General features: G+C 64.6%; 12 protein-coding genes and 1 tRNA gene. 12 read left to right on the plus strand and 1 reads right to left on the minus strand.

The genetic code is table 11. The annotated features are described in order from the left end of the window. Nucleotides 1-34 precede the first annotated feature (34 nt). From ALA01S_RS26960 to rpoC, 9 genes are all read left to right on the plus strand, one after another. Nucleotides 35-110: transfer RNA gene (locus ALA01S_RS26960), tRNA-Trp, on the plus strand. 121 nt (nucleotides 111-231) lie between these two features. Next, complete coding sequence (gene secE / locus ALA01S_RS26965) at nucleotides 232-615, plus strand: preprotein translocase subunit SecE (RefSeq protein WP_066342370.1); 384 nt, start codon at nucleotides 232-234, stop codon at nucleotides 613-615. A 13-nt stretch (nucleotides 616-628) separates the two neighbouring features. After that, nucleotides 629-1,207, plus strand: coding sequence for a transcription termination/antitermination protein NusG (nusG, locus tag ALA01S_RS26970; RefSeq protein ID WP_066342371.1), 579 nt, complete (start codon nucleotides 629-631; stop codon nucleotides 1,205-1,207). A 211-nt stretch (nucleotides 1,208-1,418) separates the two neighbouring features. Then, the gene (gene rplK, locus ALA01S_RS26975) at nucleotides 1,419-1,850 is read left to right on the plus strand and encodes a 50S ribosomal protein L11 (protein WP_066342372.1); all 432 of its coding nucleotides are present in this window, start codon (nucleotides 1,419-1,421) and stop codon (nucleotides 1,848-1,850) included. A 2-nt stretch (nucleotides 1,851-1,852) separates the two neighbouring features. Then, nucleotides 1,853-2,560 carry a 50S ribosomal protein L1 gene (gene rplA / locus ALA01S_RS26980; protein WP_066342373.1) on the plus strand — a complete coding sequence of 236 codons (708 nt, stop codon included), beginning with the start codon at nucleotides 1,853-1,855 and terminating at the stop codon, nucleotides 2,558-2,560. A 280-nt stretch (nucleotides 2,561-2,840) separates the two neighbouring features. After that, on the plus strand, nucleotides 2,841-3,371 hold the full coding sequence (gene rplJ / locus ALA01S_RS26985) for a 50S ribosomal protein L10 (RefSeq protein WP_066342374.1): 531 nt from the start codon (nucleotides 2,841-2,843) through the stop codon (nucleotides 3,369-3,371). 42 nt (nucleotides 3,372-3,413) lie between these two features. After that, entirely contained in the window at nucleotides 3,414-3,791 is a 378-nt protein-coding gene (rplL, locus tag ALA01S_RS26990) for a 50S ribosomal protein L7/L12 (protein WP_066342375.1), read from the plus strand. Between the two features lie 311 nt (nucleotides 3,792-4,102). Then, a complete protein-coding gene (gene rpoB, locus ALA01S_RS26995; RefSeq protein ID WP_066342376.1) occupies nucleotides 4,103-8,227 on the plus strand; it encodes a DNA-directed RNA polymerase subunit beta in 4,125 nt (1,374 codons plus the stop codon). 21 nt (nucleotides 8,228-8,248) lie between these two features. Beyond that, nucleotides 8,249-12,487, plus strand: coding sequence for a DNA-directed RNA polymerase subunit beta' (rpoC, locus tag ALA01S_RS27000; protein ID WP_066342377.1), 4,239 nt, complete (start codon nucleotides 8,249-8,251; stop codon nucleotides 12,485-12,487). A gap of 97 nt (nucleotides 12,488-12,584) precedes the next feature. On the opposite strand, the gene ALA01S_RS27005 is transcribed toward rpoC, so the two are convergent. After that, nucleotides 12,585-13,085: a PIN domain-containing protein gene (locus ALA01S_RS27005; RefSeq protein ID WP_084267994.1), complete on the minus strand. Its 501-nt coding sequence runs from the start codon at nucleotides 13,083-13,085 to the stop codon at nucleotides 12,585-12,587. 331 nt (nucleotides 13,086-13,416) lie between these two features. On the opposite strand from ALA01S_RS27005, the gene rpsL reads away from it, so the two are divergent. From rpsL to fusA, 3 genes are all read left to right on the plus strand, one after another. After that, a complete protein-coding gene (gene rpsL / locus ALA01S_RS27010) occupies nucleotides 13,417-13,791 on the plus strand; it encodes a 30S ribosomal protein S12 (protein ID WP_066342379.1) in 375 nt (124 codons plus the stop codon). 179 nt (nucleotides 13,792-13,970) lie between these two features. Continuing rightward, entirely contained in the window at nucleotides 13,971-14,441 is a 471-nt protein-coding gene (rpsG, locus tag ALA01S_RS27015) for a 30S ribosomal protein S7 (RefSeq protein ID WP_066342380.1), read from the plus strand. A 69-nt stretch (nucleotides 14,442-14,510) separates the two neighbouring features. Continuing rightward, nucleotides 14,511-16,613, plus strand: a complete 2,103-nt coding sequence (gene fusA, locus ALA01S_RS27020) for an elongation factor G (protein WP_066342381.1) — start codon at nucleotides 14,511-14,513, stop codon at nucleotides 16,611-16,613. The last annotated feature ends 245 nt before the right edge of the window (nucleotides 16,614-16,858 follow it).

Below are 16,858 nucleotides of genomic sequence, written 5' to 3' on the forward strand. Positions count from 1 at the left end.
TTTCGGCGACTAGCTGAATCAAAGAAAAGGCCGCAGGGGTATAGCTCAATTGGCAGAGCGTCGGTCTCCAAAACCGAAGGTTGGGGGTTCGATTCCCTCTGCCCCTGCCACCCGGTCCTGATCTGAAGTCGGGCCGGAACGAGCGGCCAAACAGCAGCCCGCACGGGAACCAGTTGCCCGGCGGGCTTTGCTGCTGATGGGTGCTTTCGGGCATCCGGCGAAACGAATCCCATGACTCCCAACCCCCAAGTCGAAACCGTTGCTTCCGGCGCGGACAAGGCCCGGCTCGCAGGTGCGTTGGCCCTGGTGGTCGCCGGCGTCGCCGCGTTCTACCTGCTGGGCGCGCAGTCGCTGTGGGTGCGCGTGGCCGCTCTGCTGGTGTTGCTGGCGGCGGCCGTGGCCACGTTCTTCACGGCCGAGGCCGGCAAGCGCCTGATCGCTTTTGGCCGCGATGCCGTGCGCGAGGTCAAGAAGGTTGTGTGGCCTACGCGCAAGGAAGCGATGCAAATGACGGGCTACGTCTTTGCCTTCGTCCTCGTGATGGCCTTGTTCCTGTGGCTCACTGACAAGACGCTGGAATGGGTTTTGTACGACCTGGTCCTGGGTTGGAAGTAAAGGAAGGCTGGCAATGAGCGAACAAGTCGCAAGTCAGGACGGCGCTGCACCCGCCCCGTCCCCGATGCGCTGGTACGTCGTCCATGCCTACTCCGGCATGGAGAAGGCCGTGGAGCGCAATCTGCGCGAGCGCATCGATCGCGCGGGCATGCAAAGCAAGTTCGGTCGCATCCTGGTGCCGACCGAAGAGGTGGTGGAGCTCAAGAACGGCAAAAAGGCCGTCACCGAGCGCCGTTTCTTCCCCGGCTACGTGCTGGTGGAGATGCTGATGGACGATGAGTCCTGGCACCTCGTCAAGCACACCAGCAAGGTCACGGGATTCGTCGGCGGCGCCAAGAACCGCCCGGCACCCATCTCCGAGGCCGAGGTGATGAAGATCGTCAACCAGATGCAGGAAGGCATCGAAAAGCCCCGGCCCAAGGTCGAGTGGCAGGTGGGCGAGATGGTGCGGGTCAAGGAAGGCCCGTTCACCGACTTCAACGGCGCGGTCGAGGAAGTCAACTACGAGAAGTCCAAGGTGCGCGTGTCGGTCACGATTTTCGGCCGTGCTACCCCAGTGGAACTGGACTTCTCGCAGGTCGAGAAGGTTTAACAAGTCCGGCCGCATGGCGGCGCCCCTGGCGGGCGGCGGTGTGCGGCAGGCGCTTGGCGCGTGTTCTTGATGCGCGCCAGGTCGGCAAGCCCAGGGCTTGCCCGTGGCAGCCGGCAACGTCAGGCCGGCATGAGGAGCGGCAGGTAACCAACCCTGCCGCGTTCGACTCGACAACCCAGGCTTGGCCGCCCGGGTTGCACTGGAGAAAGACATGGCCAAGAAAATCGTCGGCTTGATCAAGCTTCAAGTCCCGGCCGGCAAGGCGAACCCCTCGCCCCCGATCGGTCCCGCCCTGGGCCAGCGCGGCCTGAACATCATGGAGTTCTGCAAGGCGTTCAACGCCCAGACGCAGAGCTACGAGCCGGGCCTGGTGCTGCCGGTGGTGATCACCGCCTTCGCTGACAAGTCCTTCACCTTCCAGATCAAGTCCCCGCCCGCTGGCGTGCTGATCAAGAAGGCCATCAAGCTGGAGAAGGGTTCCGCCCGTCCGCACCTGGAGAAGGTCGGCAAGCTGACCCGCGCCCAGCTGGAAGACATCGCCAAGGCCAAGATGAAGGACCTCAACGCCGCTGACCTCGACGGCGCCGTCCGCATCATCGCCGGTACGGCCCGCTCCATGGGCGTGCTGGTTGAAGGAGTCTGAACATGGCCAAGCTGACCAAAAAAGCCAAGGCCCAGCAGGGCAAGGTTGACAGCCTCAAGCTGTACCCGATCAACGACGCGCTGGCCCTGGTGAAGGAATGCGCGACCGCCAAGTTTGACGAAGCCATCGACGTGGCCGTGCAACTGGGCGTGGACGCGAAGAAGTCGGACCAAGTGGTGCGCGGCGCCGTCGTGATGCCCAACGGCACCGGCAAGACCAAGCGCGTGGCCGTGTTCGCCCAAGGCGCCAAGGCTGAAGAAGCCCGCGCCGCCGGCGCCGACATCGTCGGCATGGAAGACCTGGCCGAGCAGGTCAAGGCCGGCAACCTGAACTTCGACGTCGTGATCGCTTCGCCCGACACGATGCGCGTGGTCGGTACGCTGGGTCAGATCCTGGGCCCGCGCGGCCTGATGCCGAACCCCAAGGTCGGCACCGTCACCCCCGATGTCGCCACCGCGGTGCGCAACGCCAAGGCGGGCCAGGTGCAGTTCCGCGTGGACAAGAACGGCATCATCCACGGCACCATCGGCCGTCGCTCGTTCGACTCCGACAAGCTCGTGGGCAACCTGGCCGCGCTGCTGGAAGCCCTGAACAAGTCCAAGCCGGCGTCGAGCAAGGGCGTGTACCTGCGCAAGGTCGCCGTGTCCTCGACCATGGGTGTTGGCGTGCGGGTGGAAGTCGCTTCCATCACCGCTCAAGCCCAGGCTTGATGTGAACACTGCCCCGGCGCGCGAGTCTGGCGCGCCGGGGCTTAAAGAATTGGTGGGCCGTGCCGGGATTCGTCCGGGCACGGGTCATCCAAGACCGCTGGTGGCGTCCCGCAGGGGGCGCCGTAATGGAGGGCCAGTCCCGAAGCCAGCGCAGATGGCGCACCCGCTGTGAAAGTTGTCCCGCAAGGGGTTCCTGGAGCAGCAAGGTCGCTGAACGTGGTGCCCGCTTCCGGAGGAGCCGCAAGGTTTGCCGGCGCGGGCGTTTTGTGAGGAGTAGACCTTGAGTCTCAATCGCAACGAGAAGGCAGCCGTCGTCAGCGACGTGGCAGCGCAAGCCGCCAAATCGCAGACCCTGGCGCTGGCCGAGTACCGTGGCCTCACCGTCGAAAGCCTGAACAAGCTGCGCGTGACCGCGCGTGCGCAAGGCGTGTACCTTCACGTGCTGAAGAACACGCTGGCCCGCCGTGCCGTTGCCGGCACGCCGTTCGAGGTCGCGTCGGAGAGCATGGTCGGCCCGCTGATCTACGGCTTTTCCGAAGACGCTGTCGCCGCGGCCAAAGTCATCGCTGACTTTGCCAAGGGCAACGACAAGCTGGTCATCAAGGCCGGTGCGTACGCCGGCAAGGCTCTGGACGCTGAGGGCGTCAAGGCTCTGGCGTCCATCCCCAGCAAGGAAGTCCTGCTGTCGCAGTTGGCTGGCCTGCTGAAGGCGCCGATCCAGCGTACTGCTGCCGTGCTGGCCGCTCTGGCCGAGAAGCGTGGTGGTGGCGCCGAAGCCCCCGCCGCCGAGGCCGAGGCCGCCGCGGCCTGAGCCCAAACGTTTTCACTGAATCACTGAATCGAGGAATCCCAAATGGCATTCGACAAAGACGCCTTCCTGACCGCCCTGGACAGCATGTCCGTGATGGAACTCAATGACCTGGTCAAGGCCATCGAAGAGAAGTTCGGCGTGTCCGCCGCTTCCATGGCTGCTCCGGCCGCCGGTGGCGCTGGTGGCGCCGCCGCCCCGGTCGAAGAGAAGACCGAATTCAACGTCGTGCTGCTGGAAGCCGGCGCCAACAAGGTTTCCGTCATCAAGGCCGTGCGCGAACTGACGGGCCTGGGTCTGAAGGAAGCCAAGGACCTGGTGGACGGCGCTCCGAAGAACGTCAAGGAAGCCATCGCCAAGGCCGACGCCGAAGCCGCTGTCAAGAAGCTGGTGGAAGCCGGCGCCAAGGCCGAACTCAAGTAATTCACTTGACCCTTGGGGGCTGGCGGCTGAATTTAAGGCCGCCAGCCTTTTGCTCTTCAGGACGTTACAGTCTTGGGCTCTGATTTCAGGGCGAGAACAGCCGGAAATGGCCGCATGCGGCTTTTTCCGAGTGTTCTCTGATCCGACTGCAGGGAACGGGTTTGGTCGGGCTCCGGTGCAACGCCGGGGTTGTCCGCCAGCGGTTGGTAGTGGCCAGCCACCAAGCTCCGGACGCAACGTCCGAGTAGGCCAGTCGCCGACGAGTGCGCGCTACCAGGGCCCGGGGCGCGTGTTCTCGACACGGAGCATATATGGCGCAAGTTTCCCCCACGTACAGCTACACCGAGCGTAAGCGCATCCGCAAAAGCTTCGGCAAGCGTGAGAGTGTTCTCAACGTCCCCTACCTGCTGACGATGCAGCGGGAGTCCTACGTCGCCTTCCTGCAGAAGGACGTTCCGCCGCAAAAGCGTAAGCCCGAGGGCTTGCAGGCCGCTTTCCTCTCCGCCTTCCCGATCGTGTCGCACAACGGGTACGTGGAGATGAAGTTCATTGAGTACAACATCGCCAAGCCGGCTTTCGACACGCGCGAGTGTCAGCAGCGTGGCCTGACCTATGCCGCCGCCGTGCGCGCGCGGCTGCAGATGATCATCTACGACCGTGAGAGCCCGCAGGCCAAGACGGTCAAGGAGATCAAGGAGCAGGAGGTCTACATGGGCGAAGTGCCGCTCATGACGGACTACGGCTCCTTCATCATCAACGGCACCGAGCGCGTCATCGTCAGCCAGCTGCACCGCTCGCCCGGCGTGTTCTTCGAACACGACAAGGGCAAGACGCACAGCTCGGGCAAGCTGCTGTTCTCCGCCCGCATCATTCCTTACCGCGGCTCGTGGCTGGACTTCGAATTCGACCCGAAGGACATCCTCTACTTCCGCGTTGACCGTCGCCGCAAGATGCCGGTGACGATTCTGCTCAAGGCCATCGGCCTGAACCCCGAGCAGATCCTGGCCAACTTCTTCGACTTCGACAACTTCCGCCTCATGGACACCGGCGCGCAGCTGGAGTTCGTGGCCGACCGTCTGAAGGGCGAAATCGCGCGCTTCGACATCACGGACAAGAACGGCACCGTCATCGTCGAGAAGGACAAGCGCATCACCGCGCGCCACGTGCGCACGCTGGAGCAAAGCGGCACGACCTTCATCAGCGTGCCCGAGGACTTCGTGGTGGGCCGCGTCGTCGCCCGCAACATGGTCGATCCGGACACCGGCGAGATCGTGGCCAAGGCCAACGACGAGATCACCGAGAGCCTGCTCAAGAAGCTGCGCGCCGCGGGCATCCGCGACCTGCAGGCGCTCTACACCAACGAGCTCGACGAAGGCGCCTACATCAGTCAGACGCTGGCTTCCGACGAGACGGCCGACCAGCTCGCCGCCCGCGTGGCCATCTACCGCATGATGCGCCCCGGCGAGCCGCCGACGGAAGACGCGGTCGAGGCCCTGTTCAACCGCCTGTTCTACAGCGGCGACACCTATGACCTGTCGCGCGTGGGCCGCATGAAGTTCAACGCCCGCGTGGGCCGCGACGTGGCCGAAGGCGACATGACGCTGTCCAACGAGGACATCCTCGACGTGGTCAAGATCCTCGTCGAGCTGCGCAACGGCCGTGGCGAAGTGGACGACATCGACCACCTGGGCAACCGCCGCGTGCGCTGCGTGGGCGAGCTGGCCGAGAACCAGTACCGCTCGGGCCTGGCGCGCATCGAGAAGGCTGTGAAGGAGCGTCTGGGCCAGGCCGAGACCGAGGCCCTGATGCCGCACGACCTGATCAACTCCAAGCCGATTTCCGCGGCGCTCAAGGAATTCTTCGGCGCGTCGCAGCTGTCGCAGTTCATGGACCAGACCAACCCCCTGTCGGAGATCACGCACAAGCGCCGCGTCTCCGCCCTGGGCCCGGGTGGTCTGACCCGCGAGCGTGCCGGCTTCGAGGTGCGCGACGTGCACCCGACCCACTACGGCCGCGTGTGCCCGATCGAAACGCCTGAAGGTCCGAACATCGGCCTGATCAACTCGCTGGCCCTGTACGCGCAGCTCAACGAGTACGGCTTCCTGGAGACGCCGTACCGTCGCGTGGAAAACGGCCACGTCACCGACCAGATCGACTACCTGTCCGCCATCCAGGAAGGCAAGTACGTCATCGCCCAGGCCAATGCGACCCTGGACGAGAACGGCGCGCTGGTGGACGAGCTGGTGTCGGCCCGCGAGAAGGGCGAATCCGTGCTGCTGTCGCCTGAGCGCGTGCAGTACATGGACGTGGCGCCGGCGCAGATCGTGTCCGTGGCGGCCTCGCTCGTGCCCTTCCTGGAGCACGACGACGCGAACCGCGCACTGATGGGCGCCAACATGCAACGCCAGGCCGTGCCCACGCTGCGCCCGGAAAAGGCCTTCGTCGGCACGGGCGTCGAGCGCGTGGCGGCCAAGGACTCCGGCACCGTGGTGGCTGCCCGCCGTGGCGGCGTGGTGGACTACATCGATTCCAACCGCATCGTGATTCGCGTCAACGACGACGAAACGGTGGCCGGTGAAGTCGGTGTGGACATCTACAACCTCATCAAGTATCAGCGTTCCAACCAGAACACGAACATTCACCAGCGTCCCATCGTCAAGCGTGGCGACAAGGTCTCGGCCGAGGACATCATCGCTGACGGTGCCTCCACCGACATCGGCGAACTCGCGCTGGGCCAGAACATGCTGGTCGCGTTCATGCCCTGGAACGGCTACAACTTCGAGGACTCGATCCTGATCTCGGAGCGTGTGGTCGCCGAGGACCGCTACACCTCGATCCACATCGAGGAGCTGGTGGTGATGGCCCGCGACACCAAGCTGGGCTCCGAGGAAATCACGCGCGACATTCCCAACCTGTCCGAGCAGCAGCTGGCTCGCCTGGACGAGTCGGGCATCGTCTACATCGGCGCCGAAGTCGGCCCGGGCGACGTGCTGGTGGGCAAGGTCACGCCCAAGGGCGAGACCACGCTGACGCCGGAAGAGAAGCTGCTGCGCGCCATCTTCGGCGAGAAGGCTTCGGACGTGAAGGACACGTCGCTGCGCGTGGACCAGGGCACCAGCGGCACCGTCATCGACGTGCAGGTGTTCACCCGCGAGGGCATCCAGCGCGACAAGCGCGCCCAGCAGATCATCGACGACGAGCTCAAGCGCTTCCGCCTAGACCTCAACGACCAGCTGCGCATCGTCGAGGCCGACGCCTTCGACCGCATCGAGAAGCTGCTGGTGGGCCGCGTGGCCAATGGCGGCCCGCAGAAGATCGCCAAGGGCACCGTGCTGAGCAAGGAGTACCTCTCCGGCGTGGAGAAGTACCACTGGTTCGACATCCGTCCGGCCGAGGAAGAGATCGCCAACCAGCTCGAGTCCATCAAGAACTCGCTGGAGCAGACGCGCCACAGCTTCGACCTCGCGTTCGAAGAAAAGCGCAAGAAGCTCACGCAGGGCGACGAGTTGCCCGCGGGCGTGCTCAAGATGGTCAAGGTGTACCTGGCCGTCAAGCGCCGCCTGCAGCCTGGCGACAAGATGGCCGGCCGTCACGGCAACAAGGGCGTGGTGTCCAAGATCGTTCCGATCGAGGACATGCCCTACATGGCCGACGGCACGCCTGCCGACATCGTGCTCAATCCGCTGGGCGTGCCTTCGCGCATGAACGTGGGCCAGGTGCTGGAAGTGCACCTGGGCTGGGCCGGCAAGGGCCTGGGCCAGCGCATCGGCGACATGCTGCAACAGCAGGCCAAGGTGGCTGAGCTGCGCCAGCTCCTGGACGAGCTCTACAACCAGTCCGGCGGCAAGACCGAGAAGCTCGACCACCTGAGCGACGACGAGATCGTGGAGATGGCCCAAAACCTCTCCAAGGGTGTCCCGTTCGCCACGCCGGTGTTCGACGGTGCCAAGGAAGAAGAGATCCGCGGCATGCTGCGCCTGGCCTATCCGGACGACATCGCTGAGCGCAAGGGCCTCACGGCCACCCGCACGCAGGCCTACCTGTGCGATGGCCGTACCGGCGAGCAGTTCGAGCGCCCGGTGACCGTGGGCTACATGCACGTGCTGAAACTGCACCACCTGGTGGACGACAAGATGCACGCGCGCTCCACCGGCCCGTACTCGCTGGTGACGCAGCAACCGCTGGGCGGCAAGGCCCAGTTCGGCGGCCAGCGCTTCGGTGAGATGGAAGTGTGGGCGCTGGAAGCCTACGGCGCGAGCTACGTGCTGCAGGAGATGCTGACCGTGAAGTCCGATGACGTGAACGGCCGCACCAAGGTCTACGAGAACATCGTCAAGGGCGAGCACTCCATCGAAGCGGGCATGCCCGAGTCGTTCAACGTGCTGGTCAAGGAAATCCGTTCGCTCGGCATCGATATCGAGCTCGAGCGCAACTAAGGAACGGACAAGGAGTTAGGCATGAAGGGACTTTTAGACCTTTTCAAGCAGTTCACCCCGGATGAACACTTTGATGCGATCAAGATCGGGCTGGCGTCGCCCGAGAAGATCCGTTCATGGTCGTTCGGCGAGGTGAAGAAGCCCGAGACCATCAACTACCGCACCTTCAAGCCGGAGCGTGACGGCCTGTTCTGCGCCAAGATCTTTGGCCCGATCAAGGACTACGAGTGCTTGTGCGGCAAGTACAAGCGCCTGAAGCACCGCGGCGTCATCTGCGAGAAGTGCGGCGTCGAGGTCACGCAGACCAAGGTGCGCCGCGACCGCATGGGTCACATCGACCTGGCCGCGCCCTGCGCCCACATCTGGTTCCTGAAGTCGCTGCCGTCGCGTCTGGGCCTGGTGCTGGACATGACGCTGCGCGACATCGAGCGCGTTCTGTACTTCGAAGCCTATGTGGTCGTGGACCCGGGCATGACCCCGCTGAAGAAGTTCTCCATCCTGTCGGAGGACCAGTACGAGGTCGAGCGCGACAAGCACGGTGACGAGTTCATCGCGCTCATGGGCGCCGAAGGCATCAAGCAGCTGCTCGAGGAGATGGACCTCGACGTCGAGATCGAGAAGCTGCGTGGCGACATGACCGGCTCCGAACTCAAGGTCAAGAAGAACTCCAAGCGCCTGAAGGTCATGGAGGCCTTCAAGAAGTCGGGCATCAAGCCCAACTGGATGGTGCTGGACGTGCTGCCCGTGCTGCCGCCGGACCTGCGTCCGCTGGTGCCGCTGGACGGCGGCCGCTTCGCGACCTCCGACCTCAACGACCTCTACCGTCGCGTCATCAACCGCAACAACCGCCTGGCACGCCTGCTGGAGCTCAAGGCGCCCGAGATCATCGTGCGCAACGAGAAGCGCATGCTGCAGGAGGCGGTGGACTCGCTGCTGGACAACGGCCGCCGCGGCAAGGCGATGACGGGCGCCAACAAGCGCGCCCTGAAGTCGCTGGCCGACATGATCAAGGGCAAGAGCGGCCGCTTCCGCCAGAACCTGCTGGGCAAGCGCGTCGACTACTCCGGCCGTTCGGTCATCACCGTGGGCCCGACGCTCAAGCTGCACCAGTGCGGCCTGCCCAAGCTGATGGCGCTGGAGCTGTTCAAGCCGTTCATCTTCTCGCGCCTGGAGGCGATGGGCATCGCCACCACCATCAAGGCAGCGAAGAAGGAAGTCGAATCCGGCACGCCGGTGGTGTGGGACATCCTCGAAGAGGTGATCAAAGAGCATCCGGTGATGCTCAACCGCGCTCCCACGCTGCACCGCCTGGGCATCCAGGCCTTCGAGCCGGTGCTGATTGAAGGCAAGGCCATCCAGCTGCACCCGCTGGTGTGCGCGGCGTTCAACGCCGACTTCGACGGCGACCAGATGGCCGTGCACGTACCGCTGTCCATCGAAGCGCAGATGGAAGCCCGCACCCTGATGCTGGCCTCCAACAACGTGCTGTTCCCGGCCAACGGCGAGCCCTCCATCGTCCCGTCGCAAGACGTGGTGCTGGGCCTGTACTACGCCACCCGCGAGCGCACCAACGCCCGCGGCGAAGGCCTGATCTTCTCCGACGTGCCTGAAGTGCAGCGCGCGCTGGACAACGGCGTGGTGGAAGTCACCGCCAAGATCAGCGTTCGCCTGACCGAGTGGACCAAGGACAAGGACACGGGCGAGCTCTCCTGCGAGACCAAGCTCGTGGACACGACCGTGGGCCGCGCGCTGCTGTCGGAAATCCTGCCCAAGGGTCTGCCTTTCAGCGTCATGAACAAGGCGCTGAAGAAGAAGGAAATCTCGCGCTTGATCAACGTGTCCTTCCGCAAGTGCGGCCTCAAGGACACGGTGGTCTTCGCCGACAAGCTGCTGCAGTCGGGCTTCCGCCTGGCCACGCGCGCGGGCATCTCCATCGCCATCGACGACATGCTGGTCCCGCGGGAAAAGCATGGCCTGATCGAGCGCGCGGAGAGGGAAGTCAAGGAGATCGAGCAGCAGTACGTCTCGGGTCTCGTGACCGCCGGCGAGCGCTACAACAAGGTCGTGGACATCTGGGGCAAGACCGGCGACGAAGTCGGCAAGGTCATGATGAGCCAGCTGGCCAAGCAGAAGGTCAAGGACCGCCACGGCAACGAGGTGGACCAGGAGTCGTTCAACTCCATCTACATGATGGCCGACTCCGGCGCGCGGGGTTCCGCCGCCCAGATCCGACAGCTCGCGGGCATGCGCGGCCTGATGGCCAAGCCGGACGGCTCGATCATTGAGACGCCCATTACCGCGAACTTCCGCGAAGGCCTCAACGTTCTGCAGTACTTCATCTCCACCCACGGTGCACGTAAGGGCCTGGCGGACACGGCGCTCAAGACCGCCAACTCCGGCTACCTGACGCGCCGCCTGGTGGACGTGACGCAGGACCTGGTGGTCACCGAAGAGGATTGCACCACCGAGAACGGCATCGCCATGCGCGCGCTGGTCGAAGGCGGTGAAGTCATCGAATCGCTGCGCGACCGCATCCTGGGCCGCGTCACCGCCATCGAGGTGCTGCACCCCGAGACGCAGGAAATCATCGTTCCGGCCGGCACCATGCTGGACGAGGACACGATGGACGCCATCGAAGCCGCCGGTGCCGACGAGGTGAAGGTGCGCACGCCGCTGACCTGCGGCACGCGCTTCGGCCTGTGCGCCAAGTGTTACGGCCGCGACCTGGGCCGTGGCGGCCTGGTCAACACCGGTGAGGCCGTGGGCGTGATCGCCGCGCAGTCCATCGGCGAGCCCGGCACGCAGCTGACCATGCGTACCTTCCACATCGGTGGCGCGGCATCGCGCGCCGCGGTGGCCTCCAGCGTGGAAGCCAAGTCGGACGGCCTCATCGGCTTCAACCCGACCATGCGCTACGTGACCAATGGCAAGGGCGAGCTGGTGGTGATTTCGCGTTCCGGCGAAATCGTCATCTCCGACCAGCACGGCCGCGAGCGCGAGCGCCACAAGGTGCCTTACGGCGCGACGCTGAACGTCAAGGCGGACCAGGCCATCAAGGCCGGCACCGTGCTGGCCAACTGGGACCCGCTGACCCGACCCATCATCACGGAATTCGCCGGCAAGGCGCGTTTCGAGAACGTCGAGGAGGGCGTGACGGTCGCCAAGCAGGTGGACGAGGTCACGGGCCTGTCCACGCTGGTGGTGATCGACCCGAAGCGCCGCGGTGCCGCCAAGGTGGTGCGCCCGCAGGTCAAGCTGCTCGACGCCGCGGGCCAGGAAGTCAAGATCCCCGGCACCGACCACTCGGTGACCATCGGCTTCCAGGTTGGCGCTCTGATCCAGGTGCGCGACGGCCAGGACCTCGCTCCCGGCGAAGTGCTGGCGCGTATCCCGGTGGAAGGCCAGAAGACCCGCGACATTACCGGCGGTCTGCCGCGTGTGGCCGAGCTCTTCGAAGCCCGCTCGCCCAAGGACAAGGGCATCCTGGCCGAGATCACCGGCACGGTGTCCTTCGGCAAGGAGACCAAGGGCAAGGTGCGCCTGCAGATCACCGACCCGGACGGCAAGGTCTACGAGGAACTGGTCCCCAAGGACAAGAACATCCTCGTGCACGAAGGCCAGGTGGTGAACAAGGGCGAGTCCATCGTCGACGGTCCGGCCGATCCGCAGGACATCCTGCGCCTGCTGGGTGTCGAGGAACTGGCGCGCTACATCGTCGACGAGGTGCAGGACGTCTACCGTCTGCAGGGCGTGAAGATCAACGACAAGCACATCGAGGTGATCGTTCGCCAGATGCTGCGCCGCGTGCAGATCGTCAACCCGGGCGAAAGCACCTACATCGCCGGCGAGCAGGTCGAGCGCTCGGAGCTGCTGGACACCAACGACAGGCTGCGTGGCGAGGGCAAGGTCATCGCGACCTATTCCGACGTGCTGCTGGGCATCACCAAGGCCTCGCTGTCCACCGACTCGTTCATCTCCGCCGCCTCCTTCCAGGAGACGACGCGCGTGCTGACCGAGGCGGCCATCATGGGCAAGCGCGACGAGCTGCGCGGTCTCAAGGAGAACGTCATCGTCGGCCGCCTGATCCCTGCCGGCACCGGCATGGCTTTCCACCAGGCCCGCAAGGCCAAGGAAGACCTGGACGAGAACGAGCGCCGCGCCATCGCCATGCAGGAGGCCCAGGAAATGGCCGCCATGCAACTGGCCAACGTGGAGGAGGACGAAACCCCCGCCGCGCCGTCCAGCGAAGGCCAGGGCTGATTCGCGTCACCCAGACTGCTGCCCGCCGGGCGGGCAGCATCACGAAAGGCGGCTTAGGCCGCCTTTTTTATTGCCCGCGCGGCGTATGAAAAAGGGGTCAAACCACCGGGGCGTCGTCCGGCATCCACTGTGTAGGCGTGACGATGAGCAGCCCGCGTTCGCGAGCGCGCTTGCGCAGCTTCAGCACGGCGCGGTCGCGGCTCACCAACCAGCGTGCGCCATGGGCCAGAGCCAACGCCAGGAATTTCTGGTCGTCGCTGTCGGTGCAGCGCAGGCCAGGGGGCGAGGGCGTATCGGCGGGCTGCTCCACCGGGCGGGCCAGCGCGTCCCACGTCAACCAGAGCGGCTGCGTGTCCACCTGCGGGCGGCTGCGCAGGCCACGGGCAAGCACATGCTCGAGCTCGCCGCGCAGCGCGCCGGAGACTATCCACCGGCAATGGCCGGCAGCGATGGCCTCGCCCAATGGGCGCATGGAAGCGTCACCGAACAGCAGCCAGTCCAGCACGGCGTTGCTGTCCAGCACCACGGACGGATACGGGCCCGGTGCAGCAGACGGTGAAGGCGCGCCGGCGGCGCAAGAAGAATTGGTGTCGGACATGCTGCAGAGAAAACAGGGATGGGCGGTGATTGGACGGGCGAGGATTGGCCCTGCTTGACACAGCCTTGGCCTCGTGCAAGGCCGGGGCTTGTGGACAACTTGCGCCCATTCGAGGGGCCGGACTATAATCGCCGGCTTTTCGGCAGATCCTGCTGCGCTCTTTGTCGGGCGGCTCACCGCAAGTGCCTTGCGGCCTCGGGCCTGTCTCCAGAACTTGGAGTGCTCGGCCTCTTCCGGAAGAAACAAGACGCCACTGCCTGCTGCGGCAGCCGCTCAAGGCTTGTCGCGGCGGGCAGTGGCGCAGGTGTGACTTCAAACGGGAACAAGTCCTATGCCAACCATCAACCAACTCGTGCGCTTCGGTCGTGAGACCGAGGCCACGAAGTCCAAGTCGCCTGCCATGCAAGGCGGCCCCCAGCGCCGCGGCGTTTGCACCCGCGTGTACACCACGACCCCGAAGAAGCCGAACTCGGCTCTGCGTAAGGTCGCCAAGGTGCGCCTGACCAACGGCTTCGAGGTCATCTCCTACATCGGCGGCGAAGGCCACAACCTGCAAGAGCACTCGGTGGTGCTCGTGCGCGGCGGCCGTGTGAAGGACTTGCCGGGCGTGCGCTACCACATCGTGCGCGGCTCGCTGGACCTGCAAGGCGTCAAGGACCGCAAGCAGTCGCGCTCCAAGTACGGCGCGAAGCGGCCCAAGAAGTAATCACGGGTCGTCCATTGCCGGGATGGCGGTCAAGCCGACCGTTGCCGGGCGTGTCGCGGTTGTCCTGAGGTCCTGACTGGACCGGGCGGCCGAGTAAGTGGAGTGCCGATGCATCGGTCTCCGCGGCAGGCAGCAAGCAGTCAACACAGCGCCTGCCAGCTGAAGTCAAAGGAATAGAAATGCCACGTCGTCGCGAAGTACCCAAGCGCGAAATCCTGCCGGATCCGAAGTTCGGTTCGGTGGACCTGTCCAAGTTCATGAACGTCGTCATGGAGTCCGGCAAGAAGGCCGTGGCCGAGCGCATCATTTACGGCGCTCTGGAACAGGTCGAGAAGAAGGCCGGCAAGGACCCGCTGGAGGTCTTCATGGTCGCGCTGAACAACGTCAAGCCGATGGTCGAGGTCAAGTCCCGCCGCGTCGGCGGTGCGAACTACCAAGTTCCCGTGGAAGTTCGCCCCGTGCGCCGCGTCGCGCTGGCCATGCGTTGGCTCAAGGATTCCGCGCGCAAGCGTGGCGAGAAGTCCATGGCCGCACGTCTGGCAAACGAACTGCTGGAAGCTAGCGAAGGCCGTGGCGGCGCCATGAAGAAGCGTGATGAAGTGCACCGCATGGCCGAAGCCAACAAGGCCTTCTCGCACTTCCGCTTCTAAACTCGTCTGTTCCGGCCGCCCTAGGGTTAGTACCAACCCGTGGGCGGCCCCTGTATTTGGAGTGACACCATGTCCCGCAAGACCCCCATCGAGCGCTACCGCAACATCGGTATCTCGGCGCACATCGATGCCGGCAAGACGACCACGACCGAGCGGATCCTGTTCTACACGGGCGTGAACCACAAGATCGGTGAAGTCCACGATGGCGCTGCCACCATGGACTGGATGGAGCAGGAGCAGGAGCGGGGCATCACGATCACCTCCGCTGCGACCACCTGCTTCTGGAAGGGCATGGACCTGTCCTACCCGGAGCACCGCTTCAACATCATCGACACCCCGGGCCACGTGGACTTCACCATCGAGGTGGAGCGTTCCATGCGCGTGCTCGACGGCGCCTGCATGGTGTACTGCGCCGTGGGTGGCGTGCAGCCGCAGTCCGAGACCGTCTGGCGCCAGGCCAACAAGTACAAGGTGCCCCGTCTTGCCTTCGTGAACAAGATGGACCGCACCGGCGCCAACTTCTTCAAGGTCTATGACCAGATGAAGACGCGCCTGAAGGCCAACCCCGTGCCCATCGTCGTGCCCATCGGCGCCGAAGAAAACTTCAAGGGCGTGGTGGACCTGCTCAAGATGAAGGCCATCATTTGGGATGAGGCTTCGCAGGGCATGAAGTTCGACTACGTCGACATCCCCGCCGATCTCGAGGCCGACTGCCAGAAGTGGCGCGAGAACATGATCGAGGCGGCCGCCGAGTCGTCCGAGGAACTGATGAACAAGTACCTCGAGACGGGCGAGCTGACCGAGGAAGAGATCAAGCTGGGCCTGCGCTCGCGCACCATCGCGACCGAAATCCAGCCCATGCTGTGCGGCACCGCGTTCAAGAACAAGGGCGTGCAGCGCATGCTGGACGCCGTCATCGACTTCCTGCCCTCGCCGGTGGACATTCCGCCTGTGGCCGGTACGGACGAGGACGACAAGGAAGTCACCCGCAGGGCTGACGACAGCGAGAAGTTCGCCGCGCTGGCATTCAAGCTGATGACCGACCCCTACGTCGGCCAGTTGACCTTCGTGCGCGTGTACTCCGGCGTGCTGAAGTCCGGCGACACCGTCTACAACCCGATCAAGGGCAAGAAGGAGCGCATCGGCCGAATCCTGCAGATGCACGCCAACCAGCGTGAAGAGATCAAGGAGATTCTGGCCGGCGACATCGCCGCCTGCGTGGGTCTGAAGGAAGTCACCACGGGCGAAACCCTGTGCGACCCTGAAGCCATCGTCACGCTGGAAAAGATGGTCTTCCCCGAGCCCGTGATCGCGCAGGCCGTGGAGCCCAAGACCAAGGCTGACCAGGAGAAGATGGGCATCGCCCTGAGCCGCCTGGCTGCCGAAGACCCCTCGTTCCGCGTCAAGACGGACGAAGAGTCGGGCCAGACCATCATCTCCGGCATGGGCGAACTGCACCTGGAAATCATCGTCGACCGCATGAAGCGCGAGTTCGGTGTGGAGGCCAACGTCGGCAAGCCGCAAGTGGCCTACCGCGAGACCATCCGCAAGACCGCAGTGGACGTCGAAGGCAAGTTCGTGCGTCAGTCCGGCGGCAAGGGTCAGTACGGCCACGTCGTGCTGAAGGTCGAGCCGCAGGAGCCGGGCAAGGGCTACGAGTTCGTCGATGCCATCAAGGGCGGTGTGGTGCCGCGCGAGTTCATCCCGGCGGTGGCCAAGGGCATCGAGGACACGCTGCCCAACGGCGTGCTGGCCGGCTACCCCGTGGTGGACGTGAAGGTCACGCTGACCTTCGGCTCCTACCACGAAGTGGACTCGAACGAAAACGCGTTCAAGATGGCCGCGTCCATGGGCTTCAAGGAAGCCTGCCGACGCGCCAGCCCGGTGATCCTGGAGCCGATGATGGCCGTCGAAGTGGAAACGCCCGAGGACTACGCCGGCTCCGTGATGGGCGACCTGTCGTCGCGTCGTGGCATGGTGCAGGGCATGGATGACATGGTCGGCGGCGGCAAGATCATCAAGGCGGAAGTTCCTCTGTCCGAGATGTTCGGCTACTCGACCACGCTGCGCTCGATGTCGCAGGGCCGTGCCACGTACACCATGGAGTTCAAGCACTACGCTGAAGCTCCGAAGAACGTGGCCGACGCCATCATCACCGCCCGCGGTAAGTAAAGCGGGACGGTGAGCGGGTGCGTCTTGTGGCGCACTCGTCACGTTTGCGCCCACGGCTTGAAGCCGTGGGCAAAGAATTCAAGCCGGTCTTCGGTAGGTGCACCGTCTGCTGCCAGTGGCAGGCGGCATCACGCATCGCCGCGAGACCTTAAACATGAGCACTGGCACTGCTCTTTGATCAGGAGAAAGCAATGGCAAAAGGTAAGTTCGAGCGGACCAAGCCGCACGTCAACGTGGGCACGATT

This window comes from Azohydromonas lata NBRC 102462 (assembly GCF_001571085.1).
Taxonomy (GTDB): domain Bacteria; phylum Pseudomonadota; class Gammaproteobacteria; order Burkholderiales; family Burkholderiaceae_C; genus Azohydromonas; species Azohydromonas lata.